This window comes from Curtobacterium sp. VKM Ac-2889 (assembly GCF_015350855.1).
GTDB lineage: Bacteria > Actinomycetota > Actinomycetes > Actinomycetales > Microbacteriaceae > Curtobacterium > Curtobacterium poinsettiae.
In genome coordinates this window covers 21,843-39,211 of the sequence record NZ_JADKSC010000002.1, presented here as the reverse complement: position 1 = coordinate 39,211, position 17,369 = coordinate 21,843, and the positions used below count along the sequence as shown (strand labels likewise).

Below are 17,369 nucleotides of genomic sequence, written 5' to 3'. Positions count from 1 at the left end.
TGCTCACGGGTGTCGTGCTCACGGGTGTCGTCCTCGATCGGTGAGGCCCGCCCGGTCCGCAGTCGGACCGGGCGGGCAGAGGGGGTCGGACCTACTTGATACCGGCGCTGTCGCAGGCCGACTTGTACTGCGCGGTGCAGATCTTCGACACCTCGTACAGGCCGTCCTTGACGACCGTCGACTCGACGTTGTCCGTGGTGACGGCGACCGGGTCGAGCAGCGTCGACTGGACGCTGGCGCCGCCGGCGGTGTCGACGGTCGTGTCGCCCTTCGGGGTCTCACCCTTCGCGAACTGGATCGCCAGGTCGGCGGCCTTCGACGCCTCGGGCTTGAAGGCCTTGTAGACGGTCATGTACTGCTCACCGGCGAGGATCCGCTGGATGCCCGCGAGCGAGGCGTCCTGCCCGGTGACGGGCGGGAGCTCGGTGACGCCGGCCGACTTCAGGGCCGCGATGACACCGCCGCCGGTGTCGTCGTTCGCCGCGTAGACGCCGGTGATCTTGTCCTTGCCGAGCTTGCTGATCTGGCCCGCTGCCCAGTCCTGCGCCTTGGCGGGGTCCCATCCGGGGGTGTCGTACTCGGCGAGCACCTTGTAGCCGCTGTCGTCGATGACCGAGTGGGCGCCCTTCTTGAACTGCGAGGCGTTGTTGTCGGTCGGGGAGCCGTTCACCATGATGATGCCCGAGCCCTCGGGGACCTTCTTGGCCTTGAGGGCGTCGACGAGCGCCTGGCCCTGCAGCTCACCGACCTTCTCGTTGTCGAACGAGATGTAGTAGCTCAGGTCGGGGCTGTTGATGAGTCGGTCGTACGAGATGACCGGCACCTTCTTGGCCTTCGCCTGCTGGACGATGGACGCAGCGGCCTCGCCGTCGAACGGGTCGAGGACCAGGACCTTGACGCCCTGCGTGAGCATCGACTGGGCCTGCTGCAGCTGCTTCGACGCGTCGCCGTCGGCGTTCGCGTAGATGACCGAGCAGCCGCTGCACTGCTTCTTCACCTCGGCGGTGAAGAGCGGGCGGTCGGCGCTGGCGTACCGGGCGGTGACGGAGTCGGGCAGGAGCAGGCCGATCTTGGCCTTCGACGCGTCTCCGCCGCCTCCGCCGGAACCGGTCCCGGCGTCCGCGCCGTTGGAACAGCCCGCCAGGGTGGTGATCGCGAGCAGCAGGGCGCTGACGCCCAGCATCGCTCGTGTGGTGGATTTCTTCATTGAAACGTCCTCCAACAGTGGACCGCCCCCATCGGCGGTGCCCTGAGTGTGACAGTGAGCGTTCTTGGCTGCAAGAGTTGAACGCAAGGACCGCGTGCCGTGACGAAAACGTTATCCGGTGGGCGCGGAGCGGTGCGGCCGGTGCAGCACGGAGCGCCCCGGCCGGCACGCCCCGGCGCGGGTCCGCCTAGCGTGCGCGCGTCACGTCCACGGCCTCGATCGCCAGGGCCAGCGCGCCGGTCACCGAGGCCTTCTCGCCGAGCTGTCCCTGCACCACGTCCGGGGTGCCGTCGACGTCGACGATCAACGACGACTCGAGGGCGTGCCGCATCGGGCCGAGCAGCAGCTCCCCGGCACGGGCGAACTCGCCGGTGACGACGACCCGCTCGGGGTCGAGGACGTTGCACAGGCCCACCGCCGCCGAACCGATCGCCCGCCCGGCCTCGGCGACGGCGCGCATGCAGACCTGGTCACCGGCCATGGCGCGCAGGATCAGGTCCGCCAGCTTGAGGGTGCCGACCTCGTCGCGCACGCCCTCGAGCACGGCGGGTGCTCCGGCGATCGCCTCGAGGCACCCGCGGTTGCCGCACCGGCACAGCGGCCCGTTCGGCAGGACGGGGGTGTGCCCGAACTCGCCGGCGATGCCGTGGTGCCCGCGGAACAGGTGTCCGCCCAGCACGAGTCCGGCGCCGATGCCGTTGCCGACGTCGAGCGTCACGACGGTGTCGCGACCCCGGGCGGCGCCGCTCCGGTGTTCGGCCAGGGCGGCGAGGTTGGCCGAGTTGTCGACCTGCACGGGCTTGTCCATGCGCCGCGCGAGGGACTGCCCGAGCGCGATGCCGTCCCACCCGCGCAGGATCCCGCCGCGCGCCGTCATCCCGGTGCGCGCGTCGATCGGCGCGGCCACGGCCAGGCCGACGGCGAGCACCTCGTCCATCGACGACTCGATGGACTCCACCATGTCCAGCACGAGCAGCGCGGTCTTGTCGAGCTCGGCATCGGCCCGGTGGTCGCGGGCCAGGGGCATGTGCCGCTCGGCCAGCACAGCGCCGTTCAGGTCCGACAGCGCCAGCCGCAGGTGCCGCGGTGAGACGTGCACCCCGGCGACCAGCCCGAGGCCGTGCGGCAGGGTCACGCGGAGCGCCCGGCGGCCGCTCGAGGTGCTCGGTGTCGCGTGCAGGGCGCCGGTCGCGACGAGTTCCTTGACGATGTTCGACACGGTCGCGGGGGAGAGCCCGGTCACCCCGGCGAGCTCGACCTGCGTCAGCCCGCCGTGCCGCTTCACCGCGCTGACGACCCGGCCCCGGTTGGCTTCACGCAGTGAAGCTTGGTTCCCCGGACTGCGGCGCGGCTCTGACACGGGGACAGCGTAACGGGCGGGTCCGGAACGCTCGCCGTGCCGGACTGGAGGCACGGTGCCAGCTGGCACCGAGCCTCCAGGCCGTTGCTGGTCGCGTCCACCGCCCGCACCCGTCGTCAGGCGCGTCGCGCCGCCCGGTCGAGGCGCGGGGTCGGGATGCCCAGGGCGGCGGCGGTCCGCCGGACGTCCTCGAGGACCGCCAGGGGTTCCGCGGCGGTCGGGTCGTCGTGCGCGGCGAGGCTCGCACGCGCGATCGGGACCAGCGCAGTGCCCGCGGCGACGAGCGTTGCCGTCGTCCCCGGCAGCCGGGCGGGCAGCGTCGTGGAGCGGTGTCGCGAGAGGTCGACGCCCCGCGCCTCCAGCACCGGGAGGAGTTCCCGCCCGATCCGGAACGCCTCGCGCAGCGCCTGTCGGTCCCCGACCATCGTCGCCAGACCACCGCTGTGCAGGGCCTGCGCGAACATGCCGGCGTCGAGCACGACGTGCAGCCACAGCCACCCGCGGATGTCGTCCTCGTCCTGCACGGTGAACCCCGCCTGCTGGAACACCGACCGCACGAGCTCCCGGCGGTCCGGAGCCGTGCCGGTCGTCCCGAGCCGGACCGACCGGAGGACGGCACCGTGCAGGACCCCGTCGGCGTCGAACCCGCCGCCGGCGCCCGGGAACCCGAACAGCACCCGGTCCGCGGCGAGCGGTGCGACCGCGGCGAGTGGTTCGTCCCACACGTTGCCGAGGACCAGCACCGTCGCGTCACCGATGTGGGGCGCCAGGGAGGCCACGGCATCCTGCAGCCGATGGTGCCCCACGCTGACGACGACGAGGTCGTACGCGTCCGCCGTCTCGATCGACTCGACCAGCCGCGTCGGCGACGTCGTCCGGGTCCGCCGGCCCAGGGGGCCGCGGCGGCCGTCGATGACGTCGGTCTGCACGGTGTCGCCGTACTCGGCCGCGCGCCCGGGCCGCACCAGGTGGTCGACGTGGTGTCCGGAGTGCTGGAGGGCCTGGCCGTAGATCGTCGCGATGACGCCCCGTCCGAGCATGAGGATCCGCATCAGGCACCTGTCCGCTAGTCTGGAGACGATCTCCACTTGGAAGATATGGAGATGGTTTCCACTTGTCAAGGAGTGCCTGTGCCGGACGAGCAGCCGATGCCCGCTGAGAAGCCGATGCGTGCTGACGCCCGACGGAACCGCGACGCGATCATCGCCGCTGCCCGGACGGCGTTCGAGCGTGACGAGCAGCTGCGCTTCGACGACTTCGCCGGACGTGCCGGGGTCGGGGTCGGCACCCTCTACCGGCACTTCCCGACGCGTGCAGCGCTGGCGGCGGCGGTGTACCGAGGCGAGGTCGATGTCCTGTGCCGGCGTGCTCGCGACTCGACGCTCCCCCCGGGCGAGAGCCTCGACGACTTCCTGCGCGGGTTCGTGGAGTACGTGGTCGACCACGCGGGGCTCGCGCGCACCCTCGCAGCCGTGGTCGACGCCACCACCCAGGCCGAAGGTGGGGGAGAGCTCGAGCGGACGCTCGCCGAGCTGCTGGCGCGCGCGGCCGCCGACGGTGCCATCCGGTCCGACGTCACCTCCGGCACGGTGCTCATGCTGCTGCACGGCATCGGGGCCGGGATCGATCGCCCCGGGTGGGCGATGGAAGCCCGTACTGCCGCCGACCTGGTCTCCCGAGGGCTCCGGGCCCGCTGACCGGCGACCGGTGGGGTCGTCCGGCCCGCGACCCGTCAGCGCAGCCGCGCCACCGGAGCGGTGCGGGCGCGGAGCAGGACGGTCACGCTCGCGGCCGCGGCGAGCAGCACGAGTGCCCACGCCGCGGTTGCGACGACGCCGTTGGGGTGGACCACCGACTGTCCGACCGCGGCCTGCACGGTGAGGAGCACGGTGCCCGCTGCCCACGCGACCGCCACGATGACCACGATCCGCACCTGCGTGGTCTGGTCTGCCAGCCACAGCAGGCGCCGACCGGCGGCGGCGAGCACGAGCGCGACCAGCGGGAGTACCTGCAGGGCGTGCATGCCGACGAAGTGGGCGACCCGGTAGTCACCGGCGACGGTGCTCCACCCGAGCAGCGGCACCCCTGGGCCGCCGTCCGCGATCCCGACCGTGTGGGCGCCGACGATCCCGTCCGGAGCAGTGAGCTGGGTGGGGTCGGACCGGTCATCAGGAAGGCGACCCCGATGCCGACGAGTGCGATGACGGCACCGGCACGGACGGCGATCGTCAGCGCCGGGGTCGGCAGACGCATGAAGAACAGGGCGATCGAGGTGACGAAGGTGCAGAGGTAGAGCGTCGTGATCGCCACCGCCATCACCGCCCACACGACCACGTGCACGCTGTTCGACACGTTGAAGTGGCTCGTCGTGCCGGTCGCGGCGGCCCACACGATCAGTGCCTGTTCGACCACCAGGGCCACGGCGACCACGGTGCCGAGCCGCCGAGCGAGCGTCCGCCACTTCGGCAGGTGGGCGATGAGCCACGCCCAGGTGACGGCGTAGAGCAGGATCGACAGCGAGAACTTCAGCGGCTTCGCCCACGCCGGTGCCCCCAGGATGGTCCGGGGGTCCACGACGAGGCCGACGACGCAGACCGCGGTGGCCACGACCATCAGGCCGGCCACGGCCATGAGTGCCGGGTGCCACGCCACCGCTCCGCGCACGGCGGCGATCCGGCCTGGCGCGCTCATGCGCCGGCCTCGTCCGTGTCGCCGACGGGGAACAGGTCGTGGGTGGCGTCCTGCTGCGCCAGGCGCCGGAGTCCCGCGAAGAGCGGATCACCGAGGACGGTGCCGATCACCATCAGCTCCGCCATCGCGGTCCGGCCGTCGCGGTGCTGCAGCGCGGCGACGTCGGCACGTGCCGCGCTCGCCGCTGCCGACACGTAGGCGTCGAGGTAGTCGTCCGGGGCGTCGAACCCGATGGTGCGCAGCCCGTCGAGTGCCCGCGCCGCGGTCTCGAGTCCCGGGTTGTCCGACGTCGCGCACCAGCCGGCGGCCGACACCCGTTCCTCGATCCGGGCACGTGCCTCCGGCGTCGCCGCGGACTCGGGGGACCGCGGGGTGGTCATCGCGTACTGGGCGACGGCGAAGACCTCGGCCAGCGGTGCCGTCTCGGCGTCCAGCACGGCGAGGACCTGCTTCGCGACGGCGACGGAGAGCCCGCCGGTCTCCAGGAGTGCCCGGACGAGCCGGACCCGCTCGACGTGCCGGTCGTCGTAGGCGGTCTGGTTCGGCGCGGACTTCTCACCAGGGGGCAGCAGGCCCTCGCGCTGGTAGTACTTGACGGCGGTGACCGGCGTCGACGACGCTCGGGCAAGTTCGGATATTCGCACTATCGGAGAGTAGCGCTATCTGAACCTGCCGACAAGGGGCGGCGGACCGTTGCCGATCCATGAGGGACCGTCAAGCTGTCAGTCCGCCTGTGCCTCCGCGCAGTTCGGCACGTGGGTCGTTGTCATGTCATACTCAGCGCAGCAGCAAGGTCGGCCGTCGGCCGGTCACTGCTCGCAGGGTTCGTCTCCTGCACCTGCCACTCCCAGCAGGTCGAGCACCACGTCCCTCGGTCGATGCGCCGCCCCCTCACCAGGGGCCGGCTGCCACCAGCTCATCGAGCTGTTCGCCTGGACACGGTCGACGCGTATCCGACGTTCGACGTCGTAGAGAGCACACCATGCAGAAGATCATCACCGCCTCGATCATCGGCGCCGCTGGCGTCGCACTCCTGCTCGGAGGCGCCGGGACGTTCGCGCTCTGGAACTCCAGCGCAGCGACCGCCGGGGGCCACATCGTCGCCGGTGCGCTCTCGATCAAGCCGACCACGCAGGCGGCGAGCTGGACCGTCAACGGTGGGTCGCCGCTCTCGACCCTGGACGGCTACCCGATCGTGCCGGGCGACGTCGTCACCTACTCGCAGGACATGGTCGTCACCGCGAACGGCAAGGGCTTGAAGGCGACCCTGGCCGTCGATCCGGCTTCGGTCGAGGCCACCTCGACGTCCGCCCCCGCCGACGTCGCGCTGGCGAAGTACCTGTCGGCGAACGCCGTGCTCACCGCGAGCGGTGACGGGGTCTCCGGTGCCGGTGCGCCGTACACGGTGACCGGGCAGACCGGCTCGCAGCAGGACGTCCGCGTCGGGGTGACCATCACGTTCCCGAAGAGCACCACCGCCGGTGTCGAGGACGGCATGCAGAACGGGTCGGTCGACCTCGACGCCATCGCCGTGACCCTGACCCAGGCGTGAAACACCGGCGCCGTGGGGCTGCGCTGACCGGCTGGCCGGCGGCGACGTTGCTCGCCGTCGCCGCGGTGGGGGTCGTGGCCGTCGTCGCGATCTCGACCGACGGTGGCACGTTCGCACTCCTCAGCGCCCGGTCGTCCACCCAACCGGCGACGATCATCGCCGGCTCGGCGGACCTGTCGCTGAGCAGCCTCACGCTGCCGTCTGCACCGCTGTACCCGGGCGCCACCGAGTTCGGCGTGGTCACCGCGACGAACACCGGGGACGTCCCGCTCGACCTCGGTGTCGCGACGGGACGTGCCGGCACGACGACGGCGTCGGGTTCGGCGTCCGCCGTGCGCAGTGACCTGCGGGTGACCGTGGGCGCTGCGACGTCGGCGGCTGCGTGCCGGTCCGGCAGCGTGCGCCCCACGTGGTCCGGCAGCCTCGACTCCACCTCGCCGCGGTCCGCAGGCATCACCCTGCGGCCGGGGGCCGACGTCGTCCTGTGCCTCGCCGTCGCGATGCCGGCGGACGCGGACGCCTCGCAGCAGGGCCTCAGCGCCGACTTCACCACCACCATCAGCGGGACGCAGGCAGGATCATGACCGACAGCACACGACGTCGACGAGTGCTCCTGCTCGGAGCGACGGCCGCCGCGGTCGTCGCGATCGAGCTCGCGGGCGGCGGGACTGCCTGGGCGACCTGGACCGCCCCGGCGCAGTCCGTCCGGGCCGCCGCGACGACCGGCTCCGTCTCGGTCGGCATCCGCGGTGTCGAGGATCTCGCCACCACGTACTCCTCGGACGCGCTGACTCACACCGCGCTCGTCACGGTGTCGAACTCGGGGTCCGTGCCCGCAGCCACCACGTTGTCGCTCGCCGCGACCGCCGGATCGGCCCTGTCGAGCGCCGTCCAGGTCGACATCTGGCAGTCCACCAACGCCAACCCCTGCTCGGGCGCTCCGTCCAGTGCTGCGATCACCGGTTCGGGCACGACGATCGCCCCTGTGGTCGCCACCCTCGCTGCCGGTGCCAGCCGTTCGACCTGTGTGCGGACGTCGGTCAGTCAGGGGCAGCGCTTCGACCTGTCCGGAGGCGCGACCACGCTCGACGCGACCGTCACCGCCCGACAAGGGTCCTGGACCGGCACCGCGCACGCCCGCGCGGCCCAGGTCATCGCCGACACCGTCACACCGTCCGTGCCGTCGAAGACCGCCGAGACCGACAGCAGCATCACGCTCACGTGGGCAGCGCCCGCGGACACGAGCGGCATCGGTTCCTACGCCGTGTACCGGGACGGCGTCCTGGTCCGCGTCGTGCCGGCGTCAGTCCGGTCCTTCACCGACACCGGGCTGCTGGTCTCGAAGTACTACGCGTACACCGTGCGCTCGGTCGCCACGGGAACGGGCGGCAACGCCTCGCCGATGTCACCGGGCATCCAGCACGCCACCGGGTGGCTCACCGCCACCAGCCGCTACGTCCTGCGGAACGACGCCACCGGCACGTGCATCGCCAGCGGGGGGACAGCCTCCGGCTCGCCGATCGTCACGACGTCCTGCACGACGAGCGCGACCCAGACCTGGCAGTTCACGCCCGAGGACTCCTGGCTCCGGGTCACCTCGCCGTCGAACTCGTCGCTGTACTGGGACGCCCCGAGCGACCGGTCCGCCGTGCTCCGTCCCGTCAACGACATCAGCGCCCAGAAGTGGACGGCCGAAGCGGTCGGCGCGGGCAGCGGGCTCTTCCGGTTCCGCAACCGGAACGACCTGTGCCTGACGGCGTCGAACGGGTCCGGCAGCACCAACACGATGACCGTCGCCGACTGCAGCACGTCCGGCCTCCAGCTGTTCTCGTTGCGATCGACGTCGTGACGTCCGCACCGCCGAAGCGGGAGCAGGCGCCGGTCACCCGCTGGTCGGGCGCGCTCCGGCTGCTGGGGCAGACGGTCGCGGTCCTGCTCCTGATCGCCGTGGTGGGGATCGCCGCGCTGGCCATCGCGGTGCCGCGCATCACCGGGTCGGTGCCGCTCACCGTGCTGACGAGCTCGATGGAGCCGGGGATGCCGCCGGGCACCCTGGCGGTCGTCCGCCCGGTGGACCCCGCGGACATCGGCGTCGGCGACATCGTCACCTACCAGATCCGGGTCGACCGGCCCGGGGTGATCTCGCACCGGGTCGTCGCCATCGCCGTCGGTGCCGACGGTCGCCGCCTGTTCACCTTCAAGGGTGACAACAACGCAGCCGTCGACCCCGAGCGGGTCGTCGCCGCGCAGGTCATGGGCCGGGTCTGGTACTCGATCCCCGGACTCGGCTTCGTGAACACCGCCGTCGACGGCGACGCCCGCGCGTGGCTCGTGCCGACGCTGGGCGCCGCGATGATCGGCTACGCCCTGTTCCTGGTGGTGCGGTCGGTGGCCTTCACCGGAGCCCGCGGAACGCCGCACGGACGTCGCCGACGCGCAGGCCCGGCTGTTCGAGCATCGCGAAGTGCCCGCCGCGCGCGACCTCGTTGAAGAACACCGGGTCGGTGTACCGGCGTAGCGCGTCGACCAGTGTTCGACCAGCAGGCGTCGGCGCAGGTCGTCGAGCTCTGTCCGGGGGACGTCGATGGTGAACGGGGTGATGCGCTCCGTCCTGATCGCAGATGTTCTTTGAACAAGACGATCTTGTTGCGGTACGTTCTTCGCCATGGACAGTCCGATGCCGGCCGATGCGCTCCCCGGGATCGACTGGGGTGCCGAGGGGATCGAATCCGAGCTCGGGTGGGCGCTGACGCTGGCGCTCCAGGGCTTCACGCGGCTGGGCAGCGAAGCGGTCGCCGACGTACCGGGCGGTCCCCGCGGCTACCAGGTGCTCGTCGCGACCACCACCGAGGAACCGTCGTCGCAACTCGGACTCGCGCAGCGCCTCGGGATCGACAAGACGCAGATGACCTACATCGTCGACGCGCTCGAGACGGGCGGGTTCGTCGAGCGCCGCCCCGCCCCGACGGACCGGCGGGTGCGGCAGGTCCACCCCACCGACGCCGGCCGGGCCCTGCTCGCCCGGACACGGTCCGCCTTGCGCGGCGCCGAGGGCGTGCTCATGCGGCACCTCGACGACGACGAACAGACGACACTGCGCCGGCTGCTGGCCCGCCTCGCGCTCACCGCCGGGCTCGGCCCCGCCGGACCCGACCACGCCGACCCCTCGTTCGAACACCCCCTCGCCGTCCCGGAGCGATCCCGACGGCGCACCACGACGACCACGTCGAACACCACTGCAGTGAGGCCCCGCCCATGACCACCACCATCCTCGTCGCCGGCGCCACCGGTGACCTCGGGCACCGCATCGTCCGCGAACTCACCCAGCACGACGTGCGGGTGCGGGTCCTCACCCGGCCCGGCAGCACGACCGCCGACGAGCACTTCGGGGACGACCCCCGGGTCGACATCGTCACCGCCGAGTACAGCGACCACGACGGCCTGACCCGGGCCGTCAGCGGATCCGACGTCGTGGTCTCCGCCGTGAGCGGGACCCGCCCGGTGATCGTCGACGCCCAGCGCGCGCTGCTCGCGGCGACCGTGGCGGCGGGCGTCCGGCGGTTCATCCCGTCCGACTACTCTGCCGACTACCGGCGGATCGCACCCGGCACGAACCGCAACTTCGAGCTGCGACGCGAGTTCGCCGCCGACCTCGACGCCGCTCCGGTGCGGGCGACCTCGATCCTGACGGGCATGTTCACCGACCTGCTCACCGGCGACGCCCCGATGATCCTGTTCGGCCGTCGGCTCGTGCTGTTCTGGTCGTCGGCGGACCAGGTGCTCGACTTCACCACGAAGGACGACGTCGCCCTGGTCACGGCGCTCGCCGCCCTGGACGACGATGCTCCGCGGGTGATCGAGATGGCGGGCGACCAGGTCACCGCACGCGACGTCGCGCGCACCATGGGCGAGCTGACGGGGGAGCGCTTCCGGCTGCAGTGGGCCGGCACGACCGGGACCCTGTCCGCGATGAGCGCCGTCGGCAGGCGCCTGTCGAAGGACCCGGACGAGACGTTCCCGGCCTGGCAGGGGATGCAGTACTTCGTGAGCATGTTCAGCGGGCAGGCACAGCTGCACCACGTCGACAACGACCGCTACGGCGTGCAGTCGTGGACGAGCGTCCGTGACGTGCTCCGCGCACACCTCAGCGCGCAGGGCCACCCGGCGACGGACTGACGGGCGCGGTGCGCGGCCGTCGGCGGCGCAGCAGGAACGCGAGCCCGACGACGACGACCGGCACCAGCGTGAGTGCGGCGAGCCAGACGAGGACGTCCCACTCGGGCGAGAGCGGCACACCGAGTGCACTCGACGACGTCCGCCAGACCTGGTCGCCGGGCCCCTCGTGCTCGGTGGCCCCGGTGACCGGGAACAGCAGTGCCGTCACCAGCGCCCAACCCACCAGCACCACGACGGCGATCAGGGTCCACGGGCGCGGAGCGGACTGGGCCGGCATCTGTGTCACCGGGCCGCGGCACGCGAGCGCTCGGCCCGGGTGCCCCACCACGTCGCGACCAAGGCTGCTGCCCCGAGTGCGAGCCCGACGACGCCGGATCCGAGACACGGGATGAGGACGAGGCCGAGGCCGATGTTCGCACCACCGCCTTCGGGGCCGAAGAACGCGTCGTACATCAGGGCACCGACGCCGAGGAACCCCACGGCGAGGAGCACGGTGCTGACCCAGTGGAGTGTGCGGGCTGTGGTCATGGTGGTCGTTCCCCTCGGGAGTGCGGTTGACGAATCCTCGCACGGTCGCTCCGCGACACATTCCCCGAGCGGCATCAGTCGATCCGCACGCGTTCCACCGTGCGCTCCGTCCTGTCCGCGATCGGTGGCTCAACCATGCCGCACGCCGGACCGGACCGGTGTCTCGATCCTGCAACGACTCAGTCGTGCCGACAGGCGGACTGGAGGCCCGGTGCCAGCTGGCACCGCGCCTCCAGTCCGGCGGTTGGTCGCGTCCACCGCTCGGACCGAGTCGGACGCCGGAACCTGCGGACGGCGGTCAGGTGGTCCGGATCGTGCAGGCCTTCGCGACGACGTCGCCGCCGGACAGGTGTGCGGGAAGCGGGGCGTCAGCGCTACCGGATCTCGAGGTCGTACAGCGAGTAGCCGTACGGGGTCGCCCGCTCGACACCGTGCACGCGGACGTACCGCCACGAGCCGTCCAGGTCGTGCCGGTCGGTCCCGCCGTCACCGTCGGTCTCGGTGGCGAGCGTCGTCCACCCGTCGTCGCCCGCGTTCCGCGCCTCGATCCGGTAGGAGCGTCCGAAGGCGTCCTCCCACCGGAGCACCGCGCCATGCAGGCGCTGCGGTGCGCGGAGGTCGACGGCGAGCCACTGGTCGTCGGTGTGCCCGCTCGCCCAGCGCGATCCCGGGTCGCCGTCCACGGCGTTCCGTGCGGGGACGCCGTCGCCCTCGTCGGCCGATGACGACACGGTCGCCCGTCGTGCCAGGTCCGGCGTCGGTTCGCCCTGCGTCGAGGTGACGCGGAGGTCCCAGAGGGAGACACCGAACGCGGTGTGCCGGCGGTCCGCGACGACCCGGACCCAGCGGCCGGTGACGTCGTCGCCCTCCAGCCGGTGGATCACCTCGCCGCCGGTCCCGTGGGCTTCTTCCGCGACGGTCCGCCAGGGGGCGTCGGCGTCGTCGCGGACCTGGACGCGGTAGGCCTCGGCCCACGCGGCCTCCCAGTCGAGCTGCACCTGGTCGATCGGCACGACCTGCCCGAGGTCGACCGCCAACCACTCACCGTCGCGTGCTGCGCTCGCCCACCGGGTTCGGGCGTCGCCGTCCACCGCATTGCCGCCGGACAGGTCGCCGCGCTCGTCCGACGAGGTGGTGACGGGCTTGCCGGCGGCCACGTCGCGAGAGCGGGCGGGTGCCGTTCCGCCGTCGTCGTCACCGTCGGTCGCCTCGTCGAGGGTCGTGACGGTGGCCGTCCCGGATGCTCCCGGCACGGTGGCCGTGACCGTCGCGGTCACACCGCCCTCGGCCGCTGCGGTGACGACACCGTCCGGTTCGACACTTCCGCCGCCGTCGACGGCCCACTCCGGGCGGTCCGCGGCGAGCCGCCCGCCGAACCCGTCGTGGTCGAACCCGTAGGCCGCCATCCGGACCGTGTCACCGGCGCGGACGGTCGTGGTGCGTGGTGCGACGAGCACGTCCTCGACGTCGACGGTCGAGGCCGCCGGGGTGCCGGACACGTGCACCTCCCAGATGGAGTACCCGTACCCGGTGAGCCGGTCGGTCAGGTGCAGGCGCACGAACCGGGCGGTCTCGCCGACGGACACCGTGTCCGCGTCGGCGGTGGTCTTGTCGACCGTCCGCACGTCGCGCCAGGGGCTGTCGGCGGTGTCCCGGACCTGCAGGACGTACCGGGCGGCGGCCGCGTTCTCCCAGTCCACCCGGACGGTGTCGACGTCGGTCAGGGCCCCGAGGTCGATCGTGTAGTCGACCTCGTCCACACCGTGCGCGCTCTCCCACCGGGTGCTCCGGTCGCCGTCGACGGCCTTCCCGGCGACGTTGCCGCCGTCCGAGGAGCTCGCGTCGACGTCGGCACCCGCTGCGGCGTCGGGGATCGACGTCACCGAGGCGACGACCGCCGAGCCCTCGACACCGCCACCGGTCGCGACGACGTACCCGGAGCCCGCGGCTGTGGTCGTCACGGTGCCGTCGCTCCCGGCGCTTCCGGCACCGGTGTACGACCAGGTGACGTCGGCGGGCAGGGCCGCCGGGTCGCCGTACTGGTCGTGGCCGGCGGCACGGAACCGCTGTGGCGTCCCGACGACGAGCCGGTCGAAGCCGGGCGTGACGTCGAACCCGGTGAGGACCGGTGCCGGTGCGACCCGGAAGGCGTACGACCCGTGCACGCCGCCGATCGTGGCGGTGACGGTCGCCCGCTCCGCGCGCTCCGATGCACGGTGGACGCCGTCGGCGCTGATCGTGCCGGTGTCGGTCGACCAGGTGACGTCGTCCAGCGCGACGGTGGCGCCGTACTGGTCGTAGCCGGTGGCGGTGAAGGTCGTGGTCGCACCGGGGACGATCGTCTTCGGGGCTCCCTGGGCGCTGACGACCACCTCGGTGAGCCGCGCGTCCAGGTGCGAGGTGATCTGCGTCTGCGCCGGGACCGCGATCTGGCCGATCACCTCGGTGCCCTCGTAGACGTCGTAGGTGTGCTGCACGGTGTCGGGGTTGTCGAGCACGTAGCTGATCGTGCCGTCCGGTGCGCGGAACACCTGGCTGAGCGGGTCCGAGGTGTGCCGGTCGGTGACCTCGGTGCCGACGGTCCGGTTCGACATCGCCTGGTGGTACACAAGGCCGGCCATCGACTGCCCGGTCACGGCCGGGTCGTCGGCCTTCCACAGCGCGGCGTGCACGTCGGCGTAGGTGTCCGGGTCGTACTGCCCGAGGAACCCGAGGACGACGTTGCCGAGCGCGTCGCCCATGCCGCTGAACACCCGTGCGGCGTGCTCGGTGTCCTCGCCGGGGGTGTGGTCGGTGAGGTCGACGCCGTACAGGTGGTCGATGGTCCGGGTGTCGGCGCGGAAGTCGTCCACCAGGAACGGCATCAGCGGGGACGGGGTCGGCCAGTCCTGGGGCCTCCGGTCGGCGGTGGGGCCGTCGAGCTCGGCGGGCACCAGCGAGTCGGGCAGGTTCTCCGGGGTCCAGTACCGGTCCGGGAACACCACCCGTCCGTCGTCGTCCACGCTCACCAGCAGGGTGTCGGTGGCCGGGTCGTACAGGGGGTTCGCTGCGGTTCGTCGGGTGACGTACCCGGGGTGGTTCGTCTCGACGGCGCGGATCGCGTCCTGCAGCTCGCCGATCGCGGCCGGCCGGTCACGGGTGATCTTCACGTCGCCGTAGCTGCCGACGCCCCACCACTTCTTCGTGAGCATCTGGATGCGTGCCGCGTTGCCGTCGGTGACCCCGGCCTGCCCGATGGACTCCGGGCGGGCGGCCATCATCTCGGCCATCAGGGCCTTCGAGAAGCCGGGATCCCAGCCGAAGTAGTCGAACCACGGGGCGATCGGCATCCACTGGATGCCGGAGATCCAGGCGGGGTCGCCGGAGAAGTACGTGGCGTGGGCCTGCCCGGAGTCGAACAGGATCCCCGCCTGCCCGTGCTCGTACTCGTCCGGGAACGCGCCGTTGCCGTCGTACGACGCCGAGGCAGGGTTGCCGCGGGCGTTCTGCCAGTACGCGCGGACGGCGGCCCGCTCGGTGACGTACTGCACCGCACCGGCGGCCTGCATCTCGTCGTCGCCCAGGACCGAGCCGAGCAGGAAGAGCCCCGCCTCGGACTGGATCGCCTCGGACGAGGACTCCTGGTTGTTGCCGCCGGGGGACGACACACCACCGGCGTTCGACCGGCCCTCCCAGACCCCGAACGTGCGCATGTGCGGGAACCGGGCGTCGTCGCGGTCCCAGTTCGCGTACTGCTTCGCGACGAGCGTCGCCATGCCCTGGTACTTCGCCGCCCACGCGTGGTCGACCCGGCCGAGCATCGCCGTCGCGACCGCGAAGTAGCCGTAGTGGAAGTGGTTGTCGTTGAACTGCGCGGACCCGTACGAGTCGGCGAACCCGATCAGGGCCTTCCACGTCGGGTACATCGCGAAGAAGTGCTCCGCCTCGCCGTCCGTGTACGTGTACCAGTCGGTCAGGGCGCGCTCGAGGGTGTCCTGCAGCGTCCGGGCGTCCTCGGTGGCACCGATCTGCCGCGCGATCGTCATGTACTCGGCGAGCTGCAGGACGTCCTTGCCGCCCCAGTAGGTGTCCCCGCCGTACGTCGTCTTCGCGGCGTAGTCGTGCAGGTACTCGCGCATGATGCGCTCGGAGTACGGGTCGTCGCCGACCGCCTCGGGTGTGGCGCCGATCGGGGTCATGCCCGTGAACGCGTAGTCCAGGGTCCAGCCGCCGTGGCCGACGGTGGTCCGCATGGTGCCGCGCGGGGTCTCGTACGTGGCGCCGGTGAAGCGCAGGTTCGTGGTGGCGTCGGCGTACTGGTGCTGCAGCCAGCCCTGGACGGTGTCGTGGCTGTCGCCCTGCAGCGTGTCGGTGCGGATCGACCACTGCTGACGGACGTTCGCCGCCGCCGGGTCGTACGCGTACGTCATCGTCGTGTCACGGGGGACCGCGAACGCGGTGCGGTGCAGGTCGTCGAGGGACAACCCCTGCTCGGGCACCGCACTGAGCACCAGGTAGGGCGTGCCCGACGAGGCCTCCAGCGTGTTCCCGACCCGGGTGAAGGTGGTGTCGTCGGGGGCGTGCACCCCGAAGACGTGGCCGTCCTGGCGGATCTCGAACCGGTCCGTCGTCACCGGCAGGTCGAGCGGTTCGCCGTCCCCGTCGGTGATCTCGGCGCCGTCCTGCAGGGTCAGGCGCGGGGTCATGCCGTGGAACTCGAACCACTCGTACGGCGAACCCTGCACGCTCGTGACGTCCATGTACTGTCCGCCCGGGCCGTCCTGCGGCATCCGCCAGCTGACGTTCCAGTCACCCCAGCGGAGCGCGTCGGCCTGCTTCGCCCGGAACGTGGTCGCGAAGCGCTCGGCGAGGCCGTCCGGGGCGTCGGTGAGCAGGACCTGGTCGACCAGGACGTGTGCCCACCCGGCGCGCAGGTCGTCCACGATCCGCAGCTGCGCGGACTGCCCCCGGTGCGCGGAGACGTCCCAGCTGTCCCACCGCAGCTGTTCGCTGTCCGTCCCGGTGCTGCTCGCCACGACGTCGCCGTCGACCAGCAGCTGCACGGCTTCGTGGTCGGGGTGCCGGCCACCGCCGACCAGGAACGCCAGGGTCGAACGGTCGATCGTGAACGCCGGCGACGTGAGGGTGCCGGTCGCGCCGTCGCCGTCCTCGTCGCTGAACGAGTTCAGGAAGCGTCCGCCGAGCCACCCGGAGACCGCGCTCTGCCCGGCGGCCGTCCCCGTGGCCGTTGCCGTGAACGCGTCACCGGTCGCGGTCCAGCCGCCAGGCAGCCCGTCCTCGAAGTCCGCCAGGGTGCGGTCGCTCGCGTCCGGGCTCGGTTCGACGGTCCCGCCGACCGTCACCGGTGCCTCCAGACGCATCGCCGTGCCGTCGCTGTTCCACCGCGTCGGGATCGTGAGCTTCGTGCCGGCGGCACTGTTCGACGAGACGAACGGGTACGCCCACATGTCGCCGGAGTACTTGCTGACCAGCAGGTCCGTCCACCACTGGTTCGTGGGCACCGGCTCGCCGGCCTTCGACGGATCGATGTACAGCTCCTGGTCGAGCGTCTTCCGCACGTCCGCGATGTCGGTGATCTCGTCGGGCGGGGCCGGCGCGTAGGAGCCGGCACCCACCTGCACGCCGTCGGCGGCGGGACCGACGCGGGACGAGCCTCCAGGCTGTCCCTGCGGTGCGGCAACCGCAGCACCCGGATCAGCCGGCGACCGCCGGGTGTCGGACGTCGCGGCGTGCGCCGTGGTGACGGCGGACGCCAGCAGTGTGGCGACGGTCAGGGCGCCGGCTGCGGCGCTGACGGCCGCTCGGCGGAACGACCTGGGACGGACGGCGGGACGCGGTGAGCTCACCGGGACTCC

At 72.1% G+C, this 17,369-nt stretch carries 16 protein-coding genes; 8 read left to right on the top strand and 8 right to left on the bottom strand.

What is annotated here, in order from left to right:
• Positions 1-91: 91 nt before the first annotated feature.
• The 3 genes from ITJ50_RS06000 to ITJ50_RS05990 all read right to left on the bottom strand — a co-directional run bounded on the left by ITJ50_RS06000 (position 92) and on the right by ITJ50_RS05990 (position 3,619).
• Positions 92-1,207, bottom strand: coding sequence for a sugar ABC transporter substrate-binding protein (locus ITJ50_RS06000; protein ID WP_042540478.1), 1,116 nt, complete (start codon positions 1,205-1,207; stop codon positions 92-94).
• A gap of 187 nt (positions 1,208-1,394) precedes the next feature.
• Complete coding sequence (locus ITJ50_RS05995; protein ID WP_042540476.1) at positions 1,395-2,567, bottom strand: ROK family transcriptional regulator; 1,173 nt, start codon at positions 2,565-2,567, stop codon at positions 1,395-1,397.
• Positions 2,568-2,683: 116 nt separating this feature from the next.
• A complete protein-coding gene (locus tag ITJ50_RS05990) occupies positions 2,684-3,619 on the bottom strand; it encodes a ketopantoate reductase family protein (protein WP_042540474.1) in 936 nt (311 codons plus the stop codon).
• Between the two features lie 96 nt (positions 3,620-3,715).
• Here ITJ50_RS05990 and ITJ50_RS05985 point away from each other — a divergent pair, with 96 nt between their 5' ends.
• Positions 3,716-4,264: a TetR/AcrR family transcriptional regulator gene (locus tag ITJ50_RS05985; protein WP_042540510.1), complete on the top strand. Its 549-nt coding sequence runs from the start codon at positions 3,716-3,718 to the stop codon at positions 4,262-4,264.
• Positions 4,265-4,299: 35 nt separating this feature from the next.
• Here the strand turns inward: ITJ50_RS05985 and ITJ50_RS17315 are convergent, their stop codons facing one another.
• Complete coding sequence (locus ITJ50_RS17315; protein ID WP_228501057.1) at positions 4,300-4,650, bottom strand: hypothetical protein; 351 nt, start codon at positions 4,648-4,650, stop codon at positions 4,300-4,302.
• Between the two features lie 216 nt (positions 4,651-4,866).
• Between ITJ50_RS17315 and ITJ50_RS17310 the strand changes: the two genes are divergently transcribed.
• Positions 4,867-5,070 carry a hypothetical protein gene (locus ITJ50_RS17310; protein WP_228501055.1) on the top strand — a complete coding sequence of 68 codons (204 nt, stop codon included), beginning with the start codon at positions 4,867-4,869 and terminating at the stop codon, positions 5,068-5,070.
• Positions 5,071-5,254: 184 nt separating this feature from the next.
• Here the strand turns inward: ITJ50_RS17310 and ITJ50_RS05975 are convergent, their stop codons facing one another.
• Positions 5,255-5,902: a MerR family transcriptional regulator gene (locus tag ITJ50_RS05975; RefSeq protein ID WP_042540472.1), complete on the bottom strand. Its 648-nt coding sequence runs from the start codon at positions 5,900-5,902 to the stop codon at positions 5,255-5,257.
• Positions 5,903-6,240: 338 nt separating this feature from the next.
• On the opposite strand from ITJ50_RS05975, the gene ITJ50_RS05970 reads away from it, so the two are divergent.
• From ITJ50_RS05970 to ITJ50_RS05945, 6 genes are all read left to right on the top strand, one after another.
• Positions 6,241-6,810, top strand: a complete 570-nt coding sequence (locus ITJ50_RS05970) for an alternate-type signal peptide domain-containing protein (protein ID WP_056071124.1) — start codon at positions 6,241-6,243, stop codon at positions 6,808-6,810.
• Positions 6,807-7,394, top strand: coding sequence for a hypothetical protein (locus ITJ50_RS05965; protein ID WP_194590126.1), 588 nt, complete (start codon positions 6,807-6,809; stop codon positions 7,392-7,394). The genes ITJ50_RS05970 and ITJ50_RS05965 overlap by 4 nt, the downstream gene beginning before the upstream one ends.
• Positions 7,391-8,659: a ricin-type beta-trefoil lectin domain protein gene (locus ITJ50_RS05960; RefSeq protein WP_194590125.1), complete on the top strand. Its 1,269-nt coding sequence runs from the start codon at positions 7,391-7,393 to the stop codon at positions 8,657-8,659. The genes ITJ50_RS05965 and ITJ50_RS05960 overlap by 4 nt, the downstream gene beginning before the upstream one ends.
• Positions 8,656-9,300, top strand: a complete 645-nt coding sequence (locus ITJ50_RS05955) for a signal peptidase I (RefSeq protein WP_194590124.1) — start codon at positions 8,656-8,658, stop codon at positions 9,298-9,300. Before ITJ50_RS05960 ends, ITJ50_RS05955 begins: the two co-directional genes overlap by 4 nt.
• 175 nt (positions 9,301-9,475) lie before the next feature.
• Entirely contained in the window at positions 9,476-10,069 is a 594-nt protein-coding gene (locus ITJ50_RS05950; RefSeq protein ID WP_194590123.1) for a MarR family winged helix-turn-helix transcriptional regulator, read from the top strand.
• A complete protein-coding gene (locus ITJ50_RS05945; protein WP_194590122.1) occupies positions 10,066-10,986 on the top strand; it encodes an NmrA family NAD(P)-binding protein in 921 nt (306 codons plus the stop codon). The genes ITJ50_RS05950 and ITJ50_RS05945 overlap by 4 nt, the downstream gene beginning before the upstream one ends.
• On the opposite strand, the gene ITJ50_RS05940 is transcribed toward ITJ50_RS05945, so the two are convergent.
• The 3 genes from ITJ50_RS05940 to ITJ50_RS05930 all read right to left on the bottom strand — a co-directional run bounded on the left by ITJ50_RS05940 (position 10,955) and on the right by ITJ50_RS05930 (position 17,360).
• The gene (locus ITJ50_RS05940) at positions 10,955-11,263 is read right to left on the bottom strand and encodes a hypothetical protein (RefSeq protein ID WP_017886948.1); all 309 of its coding nucleotides are present in this window, start codon (positions 11,261-11,263) and stop codon (positions 10,955-10,957) included. The genes ITJ50_RS05945 and ITJ50_RS05940 overlap by 32 nt on opposite strands.
• Positions 11,264-11,268: 5 nt before the next feature.
• Entirely contained in the window at positions 11,269-11,514 is a 246-nt protein-coding gene (locus ITJ50_RS05935; protein WP_017886949.1) for a hypothetical protein, read from the bottom strand.
• Positions 11,515-11,888: 374 nt separating this feature from the next.
• Positions 11,889-17,360, bottom strand: coding sequence for a discoidin domain-containing protein (locus ITJ50_RS05930; RefSeq protein ID WP_194590121.1), 5,472 nt, complete (start codon positions 17,358-17,360; stop codon positions 11,889-11,891).
• Positions 17,361-17,369: the final 9 nt, after the last annotated feature.

Bases quoted from the DNA above. Each gene is read 5' to 3' on its own strand.
- ITJ50_RS05950 (WP_194590123.1), top strand. From the start codon at position 9,476: ATGGACAGTCCGATGCCGGCCGATGCGCTCCCCGGGATCGACTGGGGT.
- ITJ50_RS05990 (WP_042540474.1), bottom strand. From the start codon at position 3,619: ATGCGGATCCTCATGCTCGGACGGGGCGTCATCGCGACGATCTACGGC.
- ITJ50_RS05945 (WP_194590122.1), top strand. From the start codon at position 10,066: ATGACCACCACCATCCTCGTCGCCGGCGCCACCGGTGACCTCGGGCAC.
- ITJ50_RS05940 (WP_017886948.1), bottom strand. From the start codon at position 11,263: ATGCCGGCCCAGTCCGCTCCGCGCCCGTGGACCCTGATCGCCGTCGTG.
- ITJ50_RS06000 (WP_042540478.1), bottom strand. From the start codon at position 1,207: ATGAAGAAATCCACCACACGAGCGATGCTGGGCGTCAGCGCCCTGCTG.
- ITJ50_RS05960 (WP_194590125.1), top strand. From the start codon at position 7,391: ATGACCGACAGCACACGACGTCGACGAGTGCTCCTGCTCGGAGCGACG.
- ITJ50_RS05970 (WP_056071124.1), top strand. From the start codon at position 6,241: ATGCAGAAGATCATCACCGCCTCGATCATCGGCGCCGCTGGCGTCGCA.
- ITJ50_RS05935 (WP_017886949.1), bottom strand. From the start codon at position 11,514: ATGACCACAGCCCGCACACTCCACTGGGTCAGCACCGTGCTCCTCGCC.
- ITJ50_RS05985 (WP_042540510.1), top strand. From the start codon at position 3,716: ATGCCCGCTGAGAAGCCGATGCGTGCTGACGCCCGACGGAACCGCGAC.